Here is a 20,952-nt window from a genome sequence, read left to right as displayed (position 1 = left end):
CGTCAATACGGGATAATACCGCGCCACATAGCAGAACTTTAAAAGTGCTCATCATTGGAAAACGTTCTTCGGGGCGAAACTCTCAAGGGATCTTACCGCTGTTGAGATCCAGTTCGATGTAACCCACTCGTGCACCCAACTGATCTTCAGCATCTTTTACTTTCACCAGCGTTTCTGGGTGAGCAAAAACAGGAAGGCAAAATGCCGCAAAAAAGGGAATAAGGGCGACACGGAAATGTTGAATACTCATACTCTTCCTTTTTCAATATTATTGAAGCATTTATCAGGGTTATTGTCTCATGAGCGGATACATATTTGAATGTATTTAGAAAAATAAACAAATAGGGGTTCCGCGCACATTTCCCCGAAAAGTGCCACCTGACGTCTAAGAAACCATTATTATCATGACATTAACCTATAAAAATAGGCGTATCACGAGGCCCTTTCGTCTCGCGCGTTTCGGTGATGACGGTGAAAACCTCTGACACATGCAGCTCCCGGAGACGGTCACAGCTTGTCTGTAAGCGGATGCCGGGAGCAGACAAGCCCGTCAGGGCGCGTCAGCGGGTGTTGGCGGGTGTCGGGGCTGGCTTAACTATGCGGCATCAGAGCAGATTGTACTGAGAGTGCACCATATGCGGTGTGAAATACCGCACAGATGCGTAAGGAGAAAATACCGCATCAGGCGCCATTCGCCATTCAGGCTGCGCAACTGTTGGGAAGGGCGATCGGTGCGGGCCTCTTCGCTATTACGCCAGAATTCGAGCTCGGTACCCCTGAGTCTAGGTCGGACTAGACCTTGTAAAACGACGGCCAGTCCAGTGTGCTGGAAAGGAGAGTTAAGACTCTCATACACTTTATGATTCTCTCTTCTTCCAATACTTACCACGTACACAACAAGCCGATCATCAATCACTTTATAAACCAAACGGTAACCTATCGTTTTAAGCTTGATTTTATAGACATTTTCAAATCCGCTGAGCTTATCTTTGGGCACTTTAGGATTTTGAAGTCTTTCAGTAAGTTTTTTGTGCAACTGCAACTTGATAGCGTGATTCACGCGCCAGCCACTCTTTCAGAGCCTTCGGGTGAAACTCAAGCGAGTAAGTCATCAACATCTACTTTGATAGGCTTTACATCATCGTTGATTCTTCGTTCCGCTTCCTTCGCCAAATAATAATCATCAATAATATCCATCATTTCTTCATATACACTGCTCGGCACTAAATACGCACTCGGAACATTGTGATTCAGAATTGCAATCGGATGGTTTCCAGCTTGCTGGAGAAGTTGCGAGGGTGATTTTTTTAGCTCGGTGATACTTGCCGTATAACTCGACAGAATAGGTCGCATATTTCACCTCTTTTTTGACACTAAATTTATCACTATTCCAAGTGCTTTTTTTGCAATTTATCACCGCAAAAACGGCTACAATATCTTAACCAGAGCAGCCACAATAGCTATTGAAGCAGCCAGCATCGTACCTAGGCGCAACGTTAAACGCAATTCCAGACGATCCAGGTCGTCCTTAGCAGCCAAACGCTCGTCAATAAGGCGAGCTTGCTCCTCCGCAATAATTTCAGCCTGCGGCTCTGGCATACAGTCGCTTTACAAATTTATGGGTATCAAAAGTAATAGAACTCATACATCCTCCCCAAGATACAACGTGCATAACTACCCTTGACAATCTGGTTCAACTGAATCGGTGGGAAAACTTATCCTCTAAGCTCACTCTCATCCACTTCGATCAGATCAATACCAGCTTCGCCAGCGTCGATCACCTGTTTAACTTTTTCGGCAGGCATATCGACCAAGTCAGCAATATCATTGATTGGCGCACTACGCTGAACGAGCTTACGAATCGTTTGGTACTTTAGGCTGCGGATGCGCTGAATACCTGCAAGCAACCCACGCATTTCACCAATTCTTACACCCTCATCCCTCTTCTCTTTCAACCACATATCGAGTCTTTCTGCTAACATGGCACTACTCTCCTCTGTTATCTCGTCGATTTCTGGTACCTCCATATCGGGGTAGCGGCGACGGATTAAGCGTTTTAGCCAAATGGCAAAAGTACGACGAATCTCTGCATACTTTGGGTCTGCTATCACATGGGCTAGAGCCGACACCTGCAATCTTAGTTCTTTAGGGTGCGTCATTTCGAGTTTTATCAATTCGGCAACCAAGTTCGTTGCACCAGTTTCTAGTTCATTGCTAGGCACCCGTCCTTCGTCAAGTAAAAAATATTGCAATTGTGGCGTAAACCTCCGCAGAACGGGGTGTACGGGATCAATTAACCTACTAACTTCGGTTGGTGCCTGCCACGCCTTGGTGCCGTTATAAATCAGTAGCGGCATAATCGGTGGCAACTTATCTCCTTTACCTAGTTTTTCACTTTTAATAATGTCTTGGTAGAGCAGTCCTACATATGTTAGAAACCGAACGCTCATAAAATAGTCTTCACTCGACTGAAATTCAAGGAATAGATAGAGATAGAGCCATTCACCACGAAAACGCAAGCGCCAAACACAGTCGTTATACTTGCCTCGGTAGTCGTCGGTAATACGAGTTTCGGTGTAAGGTTCAAGGGTCTCGTAATCGAGTTCTTGTACCCAGTCGTATTTCACAAAGCCAAGCAGCAGATCGCGCACCAGCCATGGGTGGCTAAAGATCTGCTTATATCCACTGTCGTGTTCTTGGTGCTGGTTAGTATTGTTTGCTTGGCTCATAGGTATCGAGTATAGGCCGAAGGGAGTGAGCTTTGCAAGAAAGGAGTGCATCTTGTCAGCGCACCCTCTTGCGTCCAAAAAGCACAGCTTCTCTCACCACTCGTATCGAACATATCCCCCCCGTCACATCGAACATACCCCCCGTCATCTCGAACGAAGTGAGAGATCCAGATTTCTCCTCGTAGAGATCGTCGAAATGACAAAAGTTCGAGATAAAAAACCCCTCCCACTGCAAGCAGAAGGAGGGGTTTTTTCATGATCAGAAAATGGCTTATAATCCAGGAGTAGGCGGGAACAGGTTATCAGGATAACATGCTTCGACTACTTTAGGAGGATAGAAATCACTTGGCAATCCTTGCACTGGCGGATAATCAACCGCACAATCAGCCGGATCAATCGGATCAGGGTCAACAGGCGTAGCGCTTACCGTGAAGGTAACACTACCGGAAACAGCTTTATCACTGGTGTCAGTCGCGGTAATTACCACAGTACTAACCGCCGACGCTGCCGTCGCCGTACCACTGATAACGCCCGAAGCCAAAGCAACACCTGCCGGGAGTGAACCACTCGTAACAGCATACGTCAGCGTTCCGTTATCTTTGAAAAACGATCCAAGCTGAAGCGGTGTCATTGCAGTACCAACCACTAACGTCTGTGCTGGCAAAGCAGAAACTAAGCGAGGGAGACGGTTAGCTTGGCCGTAAATAGCATCGAACTCGCTAGTTTCTTTTGTATCATTTGCAACAATCAGCGCCTCAATAGAATCGCGTACACTGGCAACGTCAACCTCCAGCGTATCACCATTAACGGGCTGTGCCGAATAGTAAGCAAGCGACGCCGCTGCACGTGCACGGTTCGTCTCAAGGACGGCTGCCTTCGCTTGAACTTGCTCCGCAATTACAGTAGCAATCTCTTCAGCACTGTCCACCGACGGCGTCTGTTCGATACTGTCAAGCTGAGCCTGATAAGCAGCGCGCGTTATCTCAATAGCATTCTGCAATGCCGCAGCGGAAAGAGCACTATCGAGTAATTGAATCTCATTCGTCAGAGTTTCAATAATACTCGATGCAGCATTGATCTGTGCTTCTACAAGATTTGCTTGTGCAGCATCAACCAGCCCTTTTGCATTTCCAGCAATCTCGCGGACATCTGCACTATCAAAAACAACTGTCTCACCACTGTCGTTTACGAGTGGATTAGATGCTAAATGCGCACCCACTGCAGAGAATGCTACCCGCACTCTTTCGGCGGTATCCGAGCCAAGATTGTTACCGGTAGCCGACTTTAACGTAGCAACAATATTCTGCACAGCAAGCGCAGCTTTCCGAGCAACTTGAATATTATTCCCGGTAGCATTCGGATTACCAATATCAAGCTTTTTTACCTGAGCTTTAGTGATTGCGCCTGCATCAAAAACCGTCGGCGCAAAGTGCAACAAGGTAGTAAGCGGTGTCACATAGAGTCCTTCTGGACTATCGACACCACTCACGAAGTCTGCGATCAAAATTCCAGTAAATGGCTTATTGTTCGCAACGTCAGTTCCACCTTCAGCAGTAATCTGGGAACTACCCGTCACATCAACGGTGTAATTTCCCGTAGCACCAGTAAGGGTAGGTTGGGGAACGCCGTTCACCTTGATAGTTGCGCCCGAAATATATCCATCGGAAACATTTCCGGAGACGGAAACCGACGACGATGCAGGCGGAGTTGACCCACCGCCGCCGCCACCGCAGCCGGTAACCAGCGTGGCGCCACCAAGCGCCAGTGCCGTCATAAATACAAGAAATTTCCTACTCATAGAATCTCCTTGGTTGTTTGAACATTTCAACTCAGGCGGTAAACAAAAAAGGCTTCCCCCCTCTGAGGGAAGCGATTAGGTTCTGTAGAAAGAGAACCCCCTCCCGAGGGTAAGAGGAAAACCTCGGGAGGAAGAATGTGAACCGCAAGTAATCTAAAGCAGGGGTCTTTTCTGACTATTACGGCAGTTTGTGAACCGCTTTAATGTCAGCAACTTTGCCTGCACCGTGACACAGGAGGCAAGCCTGAGCTGCTGGATTGTAAGTATTACGGCGAACTTCAATCTGCCCACCATGTTGGTTCATGTGTGCAATAGCTGTAGCATCAGAGTGACACTGGTTACAGCTTGCTGCCATGTGACCGATAACGTAATCCTGTGGATTTGCCCCTACAGTGTTACGCGCCGCAATCATTGCATCGGCAAGATCTGACGTGTCCATAGCGAGGAGTTCCGCTTCGGTAGAGTCAGTGCTACGAATCTTAGAAGTCGTTGGCAATGCACCGGTAGCGCGTGGATAGTAAGAAGTTCCAGCATGACACTTGGTACAGTCGGAACCGATGACAAGGTCAACAACATCCATAGCAAATTCAAACTCGTTGCTCTGTCCGCTGCTTGCGCCAGTGGTTACGTTGCCACCACGGATGAATTTCTTCTCCCCAGTGAAGTACCCAGAGTGAATACCGTGAGCCAGTTCTTTCAGGTTGTTACTGGTTTCAGCCTGAAGGCGAGCTTGGTTGTTGCCATTCACGATAGCAACCGCCGCTGCAGTACCGCTCTTTAATGTGTTACCACTGCTGGTCAGGTTCGGGTTGTGGCAACCAATACACATATTCGGGTTACTGATACGCGATCCAGAACCGTGCATACCAAAGTCAGCGTGGCACGCTTGACACTTAGCCGCTGTAGCAATTTGCGGATGCGTGATCGCACTATTGCCGGTGCCAACAAAGCCAACGGCAGAAATCGGGCGCTCTTGTGAAAGAGCTGGAATGTAGCTCACGCCACCCACAGTCGCAACACTACCAACATAGCCCTGAAGGAAAGCACCCTTCATGTAGGCGTCAGCAGGGTAGGAACCCGCTGGGAATATTGCTGTGAAAGTACCATCCGCGGAGTCAAAAGTCAGTCTATCAGGGCTATCTGTAGCGTTATCAATCGTAAGGTTAACGTTTGGCTGTGCATTCGGACGGTGAGCATTGTTCCAGTCACGTGGCTGGGTTACACCAGCGGCAGTGTCAGGTAAGCTGCTCACGAGGTACACTTGCAAGCTGGTATTAGGTTTGGTAGTTCTTACGTCAAGAGGAGCCTGCGTCAGGCTGTTCTTGACACTGAATTTCACCAGTGCACTGCCGTCAGTACTGTCAGTTACACTGTGAATGGTGTACGTGTAATTTGGCAGAGCACTTACGTCGCCTCTGGCGCCAGGAAGGTGGACTTTACTAATCTCAACATCAGGCATAGTGGTGCCAGTGTGACATGTTACACAACCAGAAACTCCTGCGCTTGGACGGTGCGAAGTAGCAAGCTGCTGACCATCAGCAAACTTAGCACTCACGTCGTGACACGAGAAGCAGGCAAAGAAGCTTGGCTTCGTTTTCCAGTTGTCCGCACTGCCGCCAGTTGAGCTGTGGCACGACGTACACTCACGTACTCTTTCAACTTTATGCCCAGCAAGATCTTTGTGGAATGCGTGAGCAATTTCCGTAAGAGTGCGGTTTTGACCCGCAGCAGTACTGTTTACCACATTAAAGCTGCCATAGGCACTTATAGCAGCACTGTTATTCCTTCTTGCCGGCTCAGAGTGACACGTTACACAAGTTTCAACCGAGAAGCGGTTTGAGTGATAAATGCCACCGGTTGATCTGGAGTGGCACTGATAGCAGCTTGCTGTTTCAGCCACGTTGCGGCTTGGAGTTGCTACGCCAGTAGCGGGAACGACATCATACCAGCCATCAATCCCTTCACGTCCTAGAGCGCTATCAGCATTGACGCGGAACGCAAGGCGATGTACCAATCCTTCGGCAGTTTCTACAATCACAGGTGAATTGACTACTACCTCATAAAGACCATTACCCTTAGGGGTGATAGTATTAGAAGCATTACCAAGCACTGTCATATTGTCATCAGCCCCAACCCGAGCCAAACGCAGCATGCCAAACGCTAAGCTGCCATTGGCAGAAAGGTATATCGGATCCATAACTTGGAAGGTAGCGACTAATTTATTCTCTGCGTTCATGGTCACGCCAGAGATAAACACGGGGAGACTTGGCGGAGTTGTTGTGCCGTCAAACGCAACCCCTTTAGCGGTCTTCGCATTTACCCAAAATCCTTGCCCCTGAGCAACACTGCTGGCAACCGGAATCAGCGCCGCTTTCATCCGTGCCTGCATGTTCGCGTCTGGTGAGTAGGCTTCCCAGAACGTCCCTTTCCACGTCCAAGCAGAAGCAAAGCTATTCGCATCGCTAAATTTGCTACTTAACGTGGTTGACTCACTTGTGATAGGAGAAACGAGGTTCCAGCCAGCCTTGACTGAAAGGTTCGGTGACTCTACGGTATCTCCAGTAAGTGTTTTCGTGGTGCTGCTGCTCAATGCCGCATTTACCCAAAAACCATCACCGGCATTCAGGGTAGTTAACCCGCCAATGCCAGCAGCCGTTAGCTGCGACTGAACTGTCGTCTGTGGTGAAAATGCCTTCCACTGACCATTTTCCCATTTCCAAACAGTTTTTACATCGGTAAACGTTGACGCAACATTTACATTGCTCAATGCTGACCCTGCAAGCGTCCAACCGTTGTTCAGAGTAATTGACTGCGTTGCTGCTTGAGCCGACCCTACTAACAGAGCTGCTGCTCCAAGAGCGGCAAGCGCTCCTTTGCAGGCGGTGACGGCGTTCTTGTGTTTCGTCCTCATGAATCCTCCTTGGTTCTTACTCTCCCTGAAACAGGGCAGAGTGGTTACTAAAATACCTTCTCTTCCTCGATGATGAACACACACGAGTGCCTCATCATAAACCCCAAGCAATACTCTCTGGTCTGTTGCACCTCCATACCTGATGAGGGTAATTACAAGGTATATCAGCGGGATCTGCCGGAAGCAGACCCCGTTGTTACTGAAATTTCCGCCTAAAAGCGGTGTGCGCTGCGCACATCCATATACTCGTCTTTGCCGTGGCAACGAGCACACGACTCCAGTGCGGGGTTCAGCGCATCGCGCCGTACAGCAAATTGTGCTCCATACTGCTGCATATGCGTTTTTGCTGCACTGGAAATGTGGCAGGTAGCACAACTGGCACCATAAGCGGTCGTCATACGGTCGGCACTGTTCGTAATGCTTGCCATTGCGGCACGCAAGGAGTCGGAGCTGTCTTCGTCCGTAGTGTCGGCACGGACGTTATTGACAGTGGCCAATACTCCCTGACCTTCGCGTGGGTAGTACGTTTCCGTGATATGGCACTTGGTACAATCGGTGCCAAATATTTGCGCCACCCCACTATTTCCAAATAAGTTGTGGTTGAAATCGTATGGCGTTGGGTTGTTGTTCTGGTTGCGGACTCCAAGCAGATTTCCGGCGTGAATACCGTGGATGAGCTCTTTGAAGTTATTGCTGGTTTCAGCACGCAAGCGGTCACTGGCAGTGCGGAACATACCCACACGATCCGACGAATCGGTTGCCAGTAACGGCAAAGTGTGTCCGCTGCTGGTGAGTGCTGGGTTGTGGCAAATCACACATACTTGCGGGTTATCCACACGGTTACCGCCGTGAAAAGCGATCGTGTCGTGACAGCTCAAACACTTGGTTTCGTCCACAACGCGGCGGCGCTCGGTGATTCCGTCAACAAAATGCACCACGGAACGGGTAGCGAGTCGGACAGACTCGCTGCCTACTGTCTGCTGGAAATACCCTTGCAGGGCAATCGCTTTCATGGTCGCGCCAGCGGGGAACGGAGCGGAGTTCAGGGTTGCGATATAGGTGCCATCTGCCTGACGCTCGAGCGTGTCACCAGCAGCACCAGCCACAAGACTACTGAGCGCTACCGTTTGCGGTTGCCCCTGTCTTTTGCCCTGCTGATTCCAATCAGCCGGTGTTGTTGCTAACGCATCTGGCTGGGCATACGCTACCAAGAACGTGGGGCCGCCAGTTAGTTCAGCATTATTGGCAAATAAGTCCATCGTGTCGGTTGTATCGCCACGGTTGATGAGAATACTAAAATGGATTTTGGGTACAGAGTCATTTGATTCTGTGGTTACGCCGTGGATACGATACTCGAACGAGTACAAGTCGCGCTGCACTCCAGCAGAGGTTTTATAGCCTTGCGTAGGGTTCAGTGGTGTTTTCCCAAGGGTTGCGTGAGCGGTAGTGATGTTGAGCTTTACATCGGTTGTTGTCGCATTGTGACAACCAATGCAGGCACCACCAGCAGTGCCTTCAGTAAAGTTTCCATGGAGAAATGTTGTGCTACCAGCGACAAATGGCTTTTGCTGACTTGACTCCCCATCATGACAGCTAAAGCAGGCGCGATAACTGGGATTGGTTTTCCAGTTATTACCCGCAGCAGTAACACCCGTGTCGTTAGCTTCGACAGTGTCGCCACGGTGGCACTTGGCACAATTCATAGGCTGTGCCGTTCCATGTCCATATGGCCACGCCGGATACACGACACCAGCAGGTTCAGCTCCGGCATACTTCACGCCTCCCCATTCAGGTGAATCGAATGTGGCGTAGGTGTGCTTACTCATATTGTAGCCGTAAATGGCATATTCTTTACTGTCCTCCACGAGGCTCGGCAGTTTATGCCCCATGTGAATTTTGTGAATCATCTGCGTCATATCAAGGCTGTTGCCGCTTTGGGCGTCGGTGGTATAGGGGTTGTGACACGTCACGCAATACGCCACATCTACGCGGTTACCACCGTGAATGCGGAAGCTCCCTTTTTCATGGCACTCAAGGCACGTTGCAGTTTTGGCTACTTCGCGCCGTGCACTGTCTGCTGGAGTGCTGAGATCGGCAGGAACAAAGTCATACGCGATATTGATCGCATTTGTTCTCCCCTTGGTAGCATTGGTGTTAATCTGAATGCCTATACGATGAACAGCATATTTATCAAATGCAACGTTGTCATATTCACTCAGTGTTTTGGGGAATTGGAATTTGATGGCAACCGCATTACCACCTTTGTTTTCAACACTCAGCGCCCCCGCTGTACCTGCAACAGCCGTTGCTTGCAGTGCACTGCTTAGGCCATTGGGAAAATCATTCGTATCAGCAGTTTCGGTGCGGCTCACATAACTGCGCTATTGCTTTGTTCCATCAGCGTGCGTTACCAACCGTGCGAGGGTAAAGCTGATTTCGTTTGCGGCAATATCAGCAAAAGGGTTTGTGGTCGACACAGCCGCAACGCTGGCCGCCACAGGGTTACTCTGCAAGGTAATGGTTGTCGCAATACCAGGCTGCGGATCGGCAGCATCCATAAATGTCTGCATAAATTCATCGTTCGTATCAAGTGTTGCAGTAGCATTATCAACTGATATCACTACTCCAGCAGGTGTCCTGATGGGACCAACTGGTGCAGTTCCACCGCTCCCCTTGCCTCCACCACCACAACCGCTCAGTAGGAGTGCGCTTAAAACACCAACCATGGTGCTCTGTAACAGAGTTTTCCGTTTCATATTCTTCATTACTCCTTCAGGTTTTAGTGGCAGCGACTACAGGTTGCGCCACCGCTGGCTCTTTCGAGGCGACCTTTAATTTTATTCCAGTTTTTCGGATGTGGGCTAATGCCAAGTCCGCTCCGTGCGCTGTGGCATTTCACACAGGTGTCTCCGCTCGGATGGCAAGCCTGGCACGTCGCTAAGTTCTTGCGTGCTTCGCGCGCGTGCGCAGTTGACCATTCGTGAGTCGGGATAATGGAATTCACATGGCAGGTCTTGCAATCAGCCTCAGTGAATTGATCGTGACTTTGTGCCAATGGCCCAGTCTGGAGCGCACTGAAGTTACGGCGGTGCGACTCCATCCCAAGGTCGTTACGGCGGAATTTGTCGTGACAGTCGGTGCAGAATCTGTTTTCACGGTGACAGTTGGCACAGAGGTTCGGATTGGTACGCGCTGCTATGGGGTGAGTAATGCTGAATTCCGAGGTATGGATGTTGCTGAAGTTATTGCCAAGTTTCCCCATTTCGTCAGCTTTGTCGGCTATATGGCAACTCAGGCAGTCGGGAATGTTGCGCGTACGCGGCTGGTCGTGGCACTGCATACAGTCGTTCCGCTTACTTTTGGCATGTGCGCCGTGTGTCAGCGCCTAAGCGGGGCCGTGGGTTTTCAGCGCAGGGATAATGACGGTTTCATTGAAGGCATTGCCATGACACTGCACACACGCACTGCGCGGCGGTGAAAGAATTTCCAGCGTTGTGCCGTGGCACGTGGTGCATTCCATGCCACCCATGTAGTTGACATGGCGGTCGTGGTTATAGGTAACCACCGCTGTTTGCGCGATGGAATAGGTTATCGCCCCCATGAGAAGGCAACCAAATAAGAGAAATATGGCAAAGGTAAATCGGTTCATGTCGCTTCCTTTTGCTTAGAAGTAGTAGTTCAAGCGTACGCGGCCAAGGTGGAACTTATCCCACAGGGCGCTTTTAGCCTGCTCTATCTTAAATTCCATCGTTACGCGCTTTCCAAGGTAAAGCGTGCTGTCTACCCAAATGCGGTGCGAAGTGGTTTCATCCACGCCGTACGCGCTCCCTTCATAAATTTCCAGCCAGCGTTCCATAACGTCAACGCTCGCACCAACTCCCGCCTGAAAGGTTGGGGTAAAGAGCCATGCCGCACGGCCACGCACCCCTTTCAAGTCTTGTCCTTCATCTTGGGAGCGCCATACACCGGCAAAATAGCCAGAAAACTTATTCAGACGAACTTGCTCCAGCCCAGCTTCGTAAACATTCGCATTCGAAAAATCCTCGTACATTTCATGTGTGTACTTGGCAAATGCGCTCAGGCCGAGGTTAATGCGGTAAGTGGCTTTGGTCATGATTTCTTTGTATTCAGAAACGGCAAATACTGAATAGAGCGACTTAGAGGAAAAAACAGGAAGGGAGTAGAGGTACTCGCCACGCAGCGTCCATTTTTCTGCAGCGTGATAGTTGGCTCCAGCAAGGAAGTAGCTGATGGTGTCGCTGAGGTAGTCGTACTGCGTTTCGGTATAGAGTTCGGCTTTATCGTCAAAGTTCAGGTAAGCATTAAAGCCGTAGAGTTCATGGCTCAGTTCGCTCTCTTCGTACTTACGAACAGTCGACAAGCCGAGATGAAGCCTGTCACTCCACACATCGGTAGAAATTTTCGCCCCAGCTATCATATCGCCAGCTTTATAATCTTCGTAGTACTTGACGTCTCCACCGCCAAAAAAACCAATGCTGACTGGACCAAGGTTGCGAACATCGACAGAGAGCCCATCCATCATAGCAGCGCCAGCGGTGCTGGCTACAAAGTGGCGGCCAAGTTTGAAGTCTACTTTATCGGCCATGTTACGCTTTTCAAGATAGGCATAGTAGAGGTGACTGCCCACTTCATCGTTATCGTGCAGGTCAGTAGCGGCGCGGCCATAGAAACGGAAGGTGAAACCTTTGTCTGCAATATCGTTGGCATGAAGTAATAAATACTGGTAGACGGGGAGAGCGGTCTTATTATCAGGCTCGTCATAGTATTCTACGACACTGCTCAGGTGCCCATGAATGCTGGCTCCCGATGCAGTGGAGGCCATTAGAGCGGCGGCCAGAGTACAGGGCAGCATGCGTTGCCGGAATGTCATGGATCCTCCTTCTCAACTGTTTCTGCAAACACACCACGGTGAGGTGCGTAAAGTGCGCACACCGGAGGGAATGTAATGCAAAAATTTCACACTTGGGTCGTGTATTATAAAACGCCGATATGCGTCACGTGAATTTTTCATCAAAACACTATTTTTTTTACATTGCATTTGACACGTCGAATGGGGTTCACACTGCGATGAGTCCACTTAACTACAACTTTTCTTTGTGCTTATCACGACGGAATGAATCTTCCGCGCGGTTAATTTTCTAGCGGCAAGTTTCCTTACAAGTATTTTTTTATTTCCGCATGGTAAGCCAATGATCGACGACCCTCTATGCGTATGGTTTTTTAGCCATATAATTACAGCACATGAGTGCGCAATTTTTGTCCCCTTGAAATTCTCAACCATACAGAAATAATTTGCGCCTATTTCCTGAATTCCGTATGCTTTCTGCTTAGTTCAGTGTGGAGTATGTTTCTTATTTCGATCAACATATGGAGGACGTATGCGCTTGGAGACCAACGAAAACAGAGTGACGATTTACGGAGAGATTAAGTCGATCGAAGATTACGATTCACTCAAGCGGCAATTCGATGCACTGATTACCAGCCATAAAGTGGTCACGATCCTGATTCACGACTCCACGACCATTACGTCGTCGGTACTCGGATACTTGATTAAGTTGATTTTCCTGAAAGAGATAAAGCTGCATTTGGAAGTGCGCGATGCCCGTTTGTTCCGCATGCTGGAAGAGTTGGAGCTGTTGACAGTCTTGAATGTCACCAAGGTTGGATAATATGGATCGTGCGCGCACTAAAATTGTCGCTACGATTGGTCCGGCAACCCGTTCGTATGACCAGATTCGTGATTTAATTCGCGCGGGTATGAGTGTGGCACGGCTGAATTTTTCGCACGGTTCGCACGAAGAACACCGCGAAGTCGTCAATCGCATTCGGGCGGCAGCGGACGAGTTGGGGATGGCGGTCGCTATTCTGCAAGATTTGCAGGGGCCGAAAATCCGCACCGGCAAACTGCTCAACAACGCTCCCGTGACCCTCAAAAGCGGACAGAAATTTACCATCACCAATCGCCCAATCGAAGGAACCGATACTGAAGTCAGCACCACGTATACGCCGCTGCCGCACGATGTCCGTTCGGGTGATCGGATTCTGCTGTGCGACGGATTGATTGAGCTGCGGGTTATCGAGTCCAACGAAACGGATGTTTTGACGCGCGTTGTTAATGGCGGCGTGCTGAATAATTCACAAGGGATCAACCTACCGGGCGTCAACGTCAGTGCGCCAGCGGTCACCGAAAAGGATTACGAAGATTTGCTCTTCGGTATGGAAATGGAAGTCGATTATATCGCGTTGTCGTTTGTGCGGACAGCGCGCGATATTGAAATGCTGAAAACGATGATCGCTGCCAAAGGAAAGCGCATTCCGATCATCGCCAAAATCGAAAAGCCCGAAGCGCTCGATCATATTGATGCCATTTTAGCGGTTGCCGACGGCATTATGGTAGCGCGTGGCGACCTTGGGGTGGAACTACCGCCAGAAAAAGTACCACTGGTGCAAAAAGAGCTGATTCGTGCAGCCAATGCCCGCGCCATTCCGGTCATCACAGCGACGCAAATGCTGGAGTCGATGATCTACAATCCGCGCCCAACACGGGCAGAGGCTTCGGACGTGGCGAACGCCATCCTTGATGGTTCCGATGCGGTGATGCTTAGCGGCGAAACGGCGCGCGGTGCCTACCCAATAGAAGCCGTGGCAATGATGACGAGTATTGCGCTGGAAATTGAGGGACGCACACCGACGCGACTGGGGCACGAAATGCCAGCGGACTTTGCTCCTGCATCGATTGACGCTGGGCCACAAGCGGTTGGCGCGGCTATCAACGCGATTGCGCGGACGCTGTCGGTGAAGTCGGTATGGGTCTACACGCAGCAGCGCGGCAACACGACGCGGTTGATCGCCAGTTATCGCCCACGTATTCCCGTTTTGGCTTTTACGCCGCACCGTCATTTGCACCGTAAAATGGCACTGCTGTGGGGCGTAGAACCAATTATGATTGACCCTGTGACGACGATTGACGAACTGTCGACGCAGGCTCGGTCATTATCTGAGTATCGTGGAATTGTTCGTAGTGGCGATACGGTGGTAATCACCAGCTCGTATCCGTTTAATAAACACGGGGAGAGTAATTTCCTGCGAATTTTTTCACTGGATTAAAGGAAAAAGGCTGAGATCTCTCACTTCGTTCGAGATGACAAACAGCTTCCCGATAGCCATGACAGTATGAATTCTGTCATTTCGAGCGGCAGCGAGAAATCTCTCTCACTTCGTTCGAGATGACAAACAGCCTCCCGATAGCCATGACAGTATGAATTCTGTCATTTCGAGCGGCAGCGAGAAATCTCTCTTACTCCGTTCGAGATGGCTGCAATGCGAATACACAACGAGGAGCGGCCGCCCATGCCCTACATTGTCACCATTCTCTGCGCCTTGGCCATGTCCAACGCCTTCGCCCCGGAAGGGTTCCCTTTCCTGGGCTGGTTTGTTCTGGCACCGTGGTTGGTGATACTGGCTCGCTCTGCGCACCCCTTTCGGTTGGCACTGTTGTTTGGCTTTTTCTATCACGGTTCACTTCTCTATTGGGTAGGGGGGATATTCAGCGAACACGCACTGGAGAGTCAATGGTTCGGCATACCGGCCGTGGCGCTTCTTTCCTTCTACCTTGCCTTGTATATTGCGATTTGGGGATGGCGCGCCGCCAAGGTTCTACAAAAGCCAACCGTGTGGAGCGGTTTGGAACTCGCCGCCTGGGGAGTTGTGGCCGAAGTGTCGCGTGGCGTTCTTTTCACCGGCTTTCCGTGGCTCTCCTTCGGTTATTCTCTTTCGACATACGAAATTGCCGTTCCGCTCCTGCAACACGGTGGCATCTGGCTGCTCGATTTTCTGGTACTCTTCGTCAACATCACGCTGGCGCTGTGCTGGCTCCGTCCGCACTTTTCCGTTCTTGTGCGGCACGCTTTTTTCGTCGCGCTTTTGCTTGGATTTTCGCTCTGGCAACTGCACATGGTGACACCACCCGCCGAGCCAGAGCGGTCGATTCCGGTGCGAATTGTTCAGGGGAATATTGATCAACACGTGAAGTGGGACGCGGAATATGCCACACACAACCTGAATCGCTACCTAACATTAAGCCGTCAAGGGGGATGGCGCGGTGGGCTGCTGGTGTGGCCGGAATCGTCGCTACCGTTTTTCTGGTCAAGCCACGATCCGCTGAAGGATGATGTGCTGCGCCTCGTCCAAGAATCCGGCAGTGATTTAGTGACGGGCGTCCTGAGCGCCTACACCGACATGACCACGCGCTACTATAACAGCGTGATGCTTTTAGAACATACGGGGAGCACGCCCCAGTTTTACCATAAACAGCACCTGGTTCCGTTTGGCGAATATACGCCGCTGAAAGAGAGCCTGCTTCCGTTTGTCGAAAAATTCGTAGTGGGCGAGGATTACTCCGCAGGGCACAGTAGTGCGCCGCTCCTTTCACGTTTTGGAAAAATTGGCACCTTTATCTGTTATGAATCCATCTTTCCGGCTGCGGTCGCCTTGATTGCTGCAGAAGCAGACTTTTTAGTGAATGTCACCAATGACGCGTGGCTGGGTGATACCCTTGGCCCTTTGCAACATTGGCTGATGGCACGGGCACGCGCTATTGAAAATGGAAAATATTTGATACGCAGCACCAATACCGGCATTACTTCCGTGTTTACGCCACGCGGGGAAGAAATAGCGCTGATCGGCTGGAATCAGGCGGGGTATGTTGACACGTTTATCGCGCCAATTTCCACTCCAACCTGGTTTACCAGCTACCCGTGGGTTGTTCCCGCCGCTGGCGGCCTTATCGCCATGCTCGCCATGGTACTCGGCATAAGCAACAACCGCAAACCGCGCAGTTACCATTAAGATGAGGAGTTTACAGACGATGCGCCTACTTATAGTTGAAGACAATCCTGACAACATGGATTTATTGGTCGAATTGCTCTGCGATCACTACGAACTTTTACAAGCGTTTGACGGAACCGAAGCGCTGTTGCTGCTGCAAAGTGAGCCGGTCGACCTCGTTCTGCTCGATATTTCCCTCCCCGGTATGGACGGCATTGATGTGCTGCGGGAGATACGCAAACACCCTGCTCTGAGCGCTCTTCCTGTTATCGCCGTTACCGCTCACGCGATGATTGGCGACCGCGAGCGTTTTTTAGCAACGGGATTTAACGGCTATCTCGCCAAACCAATTGTTGACGATGACGAACTAATCGCCGCGATAGAAGCATTACGCCCCGCAAAGGAGTCCTGAATCATGCGTACCTTTGACACCTCGCATCAACCCGATTTTTCCGGATCAGTGGAAATCGCAAACGGCATTTACTGGGTGGGCGAATACCTGCCGGGCGATCCTTTCCAGTGCCATCCCTATTTGATCGTCAATGGCACGCACTCCATTCTGGTCGATCCGGGCAGTGTCCTTGAGCGCGAAGCACTGCTGCGTAAAGTGCAGCAACTCGTTCCACTTGATCACATTCAGTTCATCATATTGCACCACCAAGATCCCGATCTCTGCTCGCTCGTGCCGGAGCTTGAAACATTGATCGGTCGCGAAGATCTGCACATCATTACCCATAGCCGTATGACGGTACTCCTGAAGCACTACGGCATTCGCTCGCCCTACTATTGCATCGATAAAGAAGGTTTTGGCATTAACGCTGGTGGTCTCGAACTCACCTTCCACACCACCCCATATTGCCATTCACCGGGCGCGTTTGTCAGTTACGCCACACGGGAGAAAGTGCTCTTTTCGAGTGATCTCTTCGGCGGTGCCGATATTTCATGGAGCTTTTACGCTGACGAAACGTACTTTGAAAAAATCGTCAGCTTCCATTCGGCCTACATGCCCAGCCGCGACATCCTGAATTACTCTTTGCGTAAAATTGAAGCGCTGGATATCGACCTGATTGCGCCCCAACACGGCTCCATTATCCGCCGCCCACTGATTGCGCCGCTGATTACGCGAATGAAAGGGATGGAGTGCGGGCTGTATATTGAAGAAAAATACTCCGCCGAACTACTCGATATGGTGGAAAAACTCCGTGAACAAACTGATGAGCTAAATCGCACAAAACGACAGCTGGAACACCATCAGTTGCAACTCGAAGGGATTGTGGAGCAAAAAACGCGCGATCTGCAACGGCTGAACGAAAATCTTGAAGAACGGGTGCGCCAGAAAACCGATGCTCTCGAACAGGCAAACTCCGTCTTGCTTGCCGACCAACGGCAACTCACCATGTTCAGCCGCTACCTTTCAAGCCTTAATTCCGTTGACGTAGCGTATCTGGCGGGAAAGGCCATCAAGCAACTCGTCGAACTCACGGCGGCGCAACTGGGCATTTTCTATATCTGGGAAGAAGGCCGCCTCAAAGCGCTTAATCGCCACGCTTACGATAAACAGGTACTGCAACACGCCTTGTTTGAACCTTCTGGCCGCGGCTTGCCGTTGCAGGCGCTCGAAGCGGGGCGGCCACTGAGCATCGAAGGGATTGATCCGGCCGCATTTCCCGTGATCGATACTGGCCTGATGCCGCTTACGATGCGCCACATCCACGCTATCCCCCTGATATTTCAGGAAAGTCGTCTTGGCGTTATTTTGCTCGCCAGCGTCGGCGCGCTGCGCGATCAGGAGTATCTTGATGGCTACATGAGCGCGCTCACGCATTCGCTCAATAACGCGATGAACTACGCCATTGTCCAACGTCAATCCATGAAGCTCGAAGAGACAAATATGCAGCTGCGCGAAGCCGACCGCATGAAGAGCGAATTCCTCGCCAATATGTCGCACGAACTGCGGACGCCACTCAACTCCATCATCGGTTTTTCGAATATTCTCGGCAAAAACCGTCAGGGTCACCTTGATGCAAAAGAGCTTTCCCAAATGGAAAAAATCAACCGTAACGGCCATCATCTCCTTAACTTGATCAATGATATTCTTGACTTGTCAAAAATTGAAGCCGGCAAGATGGAAGTCCACCTTGCGACCCTTGATCCCGAATTGATGATGCAGCAGACCCTTGATATGGTTGCATCGCAGGCAAACGCCAAAGGGATAACGCTCTCAATCAACAATCAGCTCCCGAAAGGGACGACAATTGTGACTGATGAGCATAAATTGCGACAAATTTTACTCAACCTTGTCGGCAACGCGGTCAAATTTGTTGAGCCGGGGCATGGCAAAACCGTCTGCCATATTTCGCGTAACACCGAAGGGTATATTTTGATGACTATTGAAGATAATGGCATCGGGATCCCCGCCGAAAAACACGAAACGATTTTCCAGCCGTTCCGTCAGGGTGATGGCAGCACTACGCGCCGCTATGGCGGTACGGGGCTTGGCCTGACTATTTCGCGTAATCTTGCTGAACTGCTCGGTGGCACGATTCGCGTGGCGTCGGAAGTTGGCCGTGGTTCACGCTTTACCGTAGCGCTTCCGACGGCTCCCACGCACGTGGACGGGGAAACAAAGCAATCAAGCCTGCCACAGGAGCACGTATCGCGCGAAACAACTATCAGCCACGACGACTTCCGCGTCGATTCCGTGCTCATTATTGACGACACGGAAGATAGCCGCGAGTTGATCCGTGACTACCTGCAAGAGTTTTCGCTCACAATTTTTACCGCCGAAACTGGCGAAAAAGGGCTGAAAATGGCGCGCGAGCTGCGCCCGTCGCTCATTACACTCGACATCATGATGCCTGGCTTGAATGGCTGGGAAGTGTTGCGACGACTGAAGAAAGACCCTGAAACCGCTGCTATTCCGGTGGTTGTCGTCAGCAATATTGCCGACAACTCGCGCGGCCAAGCACTGGGCGCGCTTGATTGCCTGTCAAAACCCCTTTCGCGCGAAGATATCCTCCGCTCGTTTGGGCGTTACATTCAGGGATCGTTCGGTTCCGTGCTGATTGTTGATGACGAAAAAGAGATGCGCGAACTTATGGTCGATATGCTGAGTGCGCAATCCGAAGATATTCGTCAAGCGGCCAGCGGCACCGAAGCACTCGCAATCCTCGCTGGCGGTTTTATGCCCGATGTGATCTATTTAGACCTGATGATGCCAGAGATGAACGGGTTTGACTTCCTGATTCGTCTGCGCGCAGATGCACGGTTTTTGACACTCCCCGTGGTCGTCGTGACCGCGAAAGATTTGACCCGTAACGACCTTGAAGTGCTCGGGTTGGCTGGCGCGAGGGTACTGCAAAAAGGGCCTGCGGCGGAAAACCTTATCAAACAATTTGCCAGGAATTACTTAGCGAGGAAGAAGGAATGAGTTCCATTGCACCGAACAGCGCCCACCTGAGCGATCTTTGCATTCTGATTATCGACGATAATCTCGACAATGCCGACCTGATTGAAGCGTTCCTTGATGAACAAGGATATACCAATCTTCAGAAAGCCTCTACGTTTGCCGAAGGGGTGAAAATCCTTGAAAAGCATTCCGTCAGCCTGATCATTCTCGATGTCATGATGCCGGAGGTTGATGGTATTACCGCCTGCCGGATGATTAAAGGGGATGAACGGTGGCGCGATATTCCGGTGATCATGGCAACTGCCAGAACCGACCTTGATACGCTTCGCAGCGGTTTTGAAGCTGGTGCCAGCGACTACGTGCGCAAGCCCATCATCAATGCTATTGAATTGCTGGCGCGGGTCAGAAATCTCCTTGCAATGCACTGCGAAATGGTGCTGCGCCTTGAGCACGAACAGGAGTTACGCGAGATCAACCAACAACTCGAAGAACGGGTGCAGCAGGAAGTCGCGAAAAATTGGGAAAAAGATCAGATGGTGATCCACCAAAGTCGATTGGCAGAAATGGGCGAAATGATTGGCAATATTGCCCACCAATGGCGGCAACCGCTGAATATTGTCGGATTAACGGTCGAAGATGTCGTCGATAATTTTCATTCTAAAACCGTGACGAATGCCTTCTTGGATGCCGCGCTCGAAAAAATTACGAACCAGCTGAGCTATATGTCAAAAACCATTGACGACTTCGCCAATTTTTTTAAGCCGGAAAAAGAAAAAACCGTCTTCTTACTGAAGCATAGTATCGAACGGGTGCTGTCGCTCATACAACCCGTATTTGAGATGCACCATATTACCATTGATGCCCAGTGTGATTCCGGCTGCTTTATCTACGGCTATCCTCAGGAATTCATGCAAGTCTTGCTGAACATCTTGAATAACTCACGTGATGTACTGGAAGAAAAACAAGCCGGCGAACGGCTGGTCACTATCCGCTGCCAAAGCCACGACAACGATACGATTATGACCATTCGCGATAATGGCGGCGGGATTCCCGAAGCGGTGCTCCCACGCATTTTTAACCCATATTTCACCACGAAGTCGGCCGCGAAGGGGACGGGCATTGGTTTATACATGTCGAAAATGATTATCGAGCGCAATATGTGTGGCACCATTCAGGCCGCAAATGTGGAAGGTGGCGCAGAATTTACCCTCTTTTTACCCAGCAAATGCGACGTCACACTGATTGGCGAATAAAGGAA

At 50.5% G+C, this 20,952-nt stretch carries 17 protein-coding genes and 2 pseudogenes; 7 read left to right on the top strand and 12 right to left on the bottom strand.

Translation table 11 applies throughout. From position 1 onward, the window contains the following. A pseudogene (locus P304_RS15090) lies at window positions 1–250 on the bottom strand (class A beta-lactamase); the annotation flags it as partial. Window positions 251–626: 376 nt separating this feature from the next. Here P304_RS15090 and P304_RS17630 point away from each other — a divergent pair. Continuing rightward, entirely contained in the window at window positions 627–863 is a 237-nt protein-coding gene (locus P304_RS17630; RefSeq protein WP_343123120.1) for a hypothetical protein, read from the top strand. Here the strand turns inward: P304_RS17630 and P304_RS17625 are convergent. From P304_RS17625 to P304_RS0110045, 11 genes and pseudogenes are all read right to left on the bottom strand, one after another. Further along, window positions 830–1,112: pseudogene (locus P304_RS17625) on the bottom strand (type II toxin-antitoxin system RelE family toxin); the annotation flags it as partial. The gene P304_RS17630 and the pseudogene P304_RS17625 sit on opposite strands and share 34 nt — an antisense overlap. Then, complete coding sequence (locus P304_RS0110085; protein ID WP_027390444.1) at window positions 1,096–1,353, bottom strand: type II toxin-antitoxin system Phd/YefM family antitoxin; 258 nt, start codon at window positions 1,351–1,353, stop codon at window positions 1,096–1,098. The gene P304_RS0110085 and the pseudogene P304_RS17625, both read right to left, overlap by 17 nt. A 75-nt stretch (window positions 1,354–1,428) precedes the next feature. Then, window positions 1,429–1,599, bottom strand: coding sequence for a hypothetical protein (locus P304_RS16960; RefSeq protein ID WP_201766952.1), 171 nt, complete (start codon window positions 1,597–1,599; stop codon window positions 1,429–1,431). Between the two features lie 116 nt (window positions 1,600–1,715). Continuing rightward, on the bottom strand, window positions 1,716–2,729 hold the full coding sequence (locus tag P304_RS15075; RefSeq protein WP_160165053.1) for an Rpn family recombination-promoting nuclease/putative transposase: 1,014 nt from the start codon (window positions 2,727–2,729) through the stop codon (window positions 1,716–1,718). Between the two features lie 271 nt (window positions 2,730–3,000). Beyond that, complete coding sequence (locus P304_RS0110070; RefSeq protein WP_027390443.1) at window positions 3,001–4,527, bottom strand: Ig domain-containing protein; 1,527 nt, start codon at window positions 4,525–4,527, stop codon at window positions 3,001–3,003. 178 nt (window positions 4,528–4,705) lie between these two features. After that, window positions 4,706–7,438 (bottom strand): multiheme c-type cytochrome, encoded by a 2,733-nt coding sequence (locus P304_RS0110065; RefSeq protein ID WP_027390442.1) that lies wholly within the window; start codon window positions 7,436–7,438, stop codon window positions 4,706–4,708. A 212-nt stretch (window positions 7,439–7,650) separates the two neighbouring features. Then, window positions 7,651–9,810 carry an OmcA/MtrC family decaheme c-type cytochrome gene (locus P304_RS0110060; protein ID WP_027390441.1) on the bottom strand — a complete coding sequence of 720 codons (2,160 nt, stop codon included), beginning with the start codon at window positions 9,808–9,810 and terminating at the stop codon, window positions 7,651–7,653. Between the two features lie 9 nt (window positions 9,811–9,819). Then, a complete protein-coding gene (locus tag P304_RS0110055) occupies window positions 9,820–10,194 on the bottom strand; it encodes a hypothetical protein (protein ID WP_027390440.1) in 375 nt (124 codons plus the stop codon). Between the two features lie 23 nt (window positions 10,195–10,217). Continuing rightward, window positions 10,218–10,778 (bottom strand): cytochrome c3 family protein, encoded by a 561-nt coding sequence (locus tag P304_RS16955; RefSeq protein WP_152514532.1) that lies wholly within the window; start codon window positions 10,776–10,778, stop codon window positions 10,218–10,220. Between the two features lie 45 nt (window positions 10,779–10,823). Next, window positions 10,824–11,087, bottom strand: a complete 264-nt coding sequence (locus P304_RS16950) for a cytochrome c3 family protein (RefSeq protein ID WP_152514531.1) — start codon at window positions 11,085–11,087, stop codon at window positions 10,824–10,826. A gap of 15 nt (window positions 11,088–11,102) precedes the next feature. Further along, window positions 11,103–12,329 (bottom strand): hypothetical protein, encoded by a 1,227-nt coding sequence (locus P304_RS0110045; protein WP_027390438.1) that lies wholly within the window; start codon window positions 12,327–12,329, stop codon window positions 11,103–11,105. Between the two features lie 508 nt (window positions 12,330–12,837). On the opposite strand from P304_RS0110045, the gene P304_RS0110040 reads away from it, so the two are divergent. From P304_RS0110040 to P304_RS15055, 6 genes are all read left to right on the top strand, one after another. Beyond that, the gene (locus P304_RS0110040) at window positions 12,838–13,128 is read left to right on the top strand and encodes a hypothetical protein (protein ID WP_027390437.1); all 291 of its coding nucleotides are present in this window, start codon (window positions 12,838–12,840) and stop codon (window positions 13,126–13,128) included. A 1-nt stretch (window position 13,129) separates the two neighbouring features. Continuing rightward, window positions 13,130–14,566, top strand: coding sequence for a pyruvate kinase (gene pyk / locus P304_RS0110035; RefSeq protein WP_034765134.1), 1,437 nt, complete (start codon window positions 13,130–13,132; stop codon window positions 14,564–14,566). A gap of 243 nt (window positions 14,567–14,809) precedes the next feature. Further along, window positions 14,810–16,306, top strand: coding sequence for an apolipoprotein N-acyltransferase (gene lnt, locus P304_RS16295; RefSeq protein WP_051321592.1), 1,497 nt, complete (start codon window positions 14,810–14,812; stop codon window positions 16,304–16,306). 19 nt (window positions 16,307–16,325) lie between these two features. Continuing rightward, a complete protein-coding gene (locus tag P304_RS0110025) occupies window positions 16,326–16,697 on the top strand; it encodes a response regulator (RefSeq protein WP_034765132.1) in 372 nt (123 codons plus the stop codon). A gap of 3 nt (window positions 16,698–16,700) precedes the next feature. Further along, window positions 16,701–19,715, top strand: coding sequence for an oxygen-binding di-iron domain-containing protein (locus P304_RS16290; protein ID WP_051321591.1), 3,015 nt, complete (start codon window positions 16,701–16,703; stop codon window positions 19,713–19,715). Next, on the top strand, window positions 19,712–20,947 hold the full coding sequence (locus P304_RS15055; protein WP_051321590.1) for a hybrid sensor histidine kinase/response regulator: 1,236 nt from the start codon (window positions 19,712–19,714) through the stop codon (window positions 20,945–20,947). The genes P304_RS16290 and P304_RS15055 overlap by 4 nt, the downstream gene beginning before the upstream one ends. The last annotated feature ends 5 nt before the right edge of the window (window positions 20,948–20,952 follow it).

Origin of the sequence: Chrysiogenes arsenatis DSM 11915, from assembly GCF_000469585.1 — a bacterium.
Taxonomy (GTDB): Bacteria; Chrysiogenota; Chrysiogenetes; order Chrysiogenales; family Chrysiogenaceae; genus Chrysiogenes; species Chrysiogenes arsenatis.
Note: the sequence above shows the minus strand (reverse complement) of the source record. Positions and strands in the feature narration are given on the sequence as shown.

Bases quoted from the DNA above. Each gene is read 5' to 3' on its own strand.
- P304_RS15075 (WP_160165053.1), bottom strand. From the start codon at position 2,729: ATGAGCCAAGCAAACAATACTAACCAGCACCAAGAACACGACAGTGGA.
- lnt (WP_051321592.1), top strand. From the start codon at position 14,810: ATGCCCTACATTGTCACCATTCTCTGCGCCTTGGCCATGTCCAACGCC.
- P304_RS0110085 (WP_027390444.1), bottom strand. From the start codon at position 1,353: ATGCGACCTATTCTGTCGAGTTATACGGCAAGTATCACCGAGCTAAAA.
- P304_RS16960 (WP_201766952.1), bottom strand. From the start codon at position 1,599: ATGCCAGAGCCGCAGGCTGAAATTATTGCGGAGGAGCAAGCTCGCCTT.
- P304_RS0110025 (WP_034765132.1), top strand. From the start codon at position 16,326: ATGCGCCTACTTATAGTTGAAGACAATCCTGACAACATGGATTTATTG.
- P304_RS0110045 (WP_027390438.1), bottom strand. From the start codon at position 12,329: ATGACATTCCGGCAACGCATGCTGCCCTGTACTCTGGCCGCCGCTCTA.
- P304_RS0110065 (WP_027390442.1), bottom strand. From the start codon at position 7,438: ATGAGGACGAAACACAAGAACGCCGTCACCGCCTGCAAAGGAGCGCTT.
- P304_RS16950 (WP_152514531.1), bottom strand. From the start codon at position 11,087: ATGAACCGATTTACCTTTGCCATATTTCTCTTATTTGGTTGCCTTCTC.
- pyk (WP_034765134.1), top strand. From the start codon at position 13,130: ATGGATCGTGCGCGCACTAAAATTGTCGCTACGATTGGTCCGGCAACC.
- P304_RS15055 (WP_051321590.1), top strand. From the start codon at position 19,712: ATGAGTTCCATTGCACCGAACAGCGCCCACCTGAGCGATCTTTGCATT.
- P304_RS0110055 (WP_027390440.1), bottom strand. From the start codon at position 10,194: ATGAAACGGAAAACTCTGTTACAGAGCACCATGGTTGGTGTTTTAAGC.
- P304_RS0110040 (WP_027390437.1), top strand. From the start codon at position 12,838: ATGCGCTTGGAGACCAACGAAAACAGAGTGACGATTTACGGAGAGATT.
- P304_RS0110070 (WP_027390443.1), bottom strand. From the start codon at position 4,527: ATGAGTAGGAAATTTCTTGTATTTATGACGGCACTGGCGCTTGGTGGC.
- P304_RS16290 (WP_051321591.1), top strand. From the start codon at position 16,701: ATGCGTACCTTTGACACCTCGCATCAACCCGATTTTTCCGGATCAGTG.
- P304_RS16955 (WP_152514532.1), bottom strand. From the start codon at position 10,778: ATGCAGTGCCACGACCAGCCGCGTACGCGCAACATTCCCGACTGCCTG.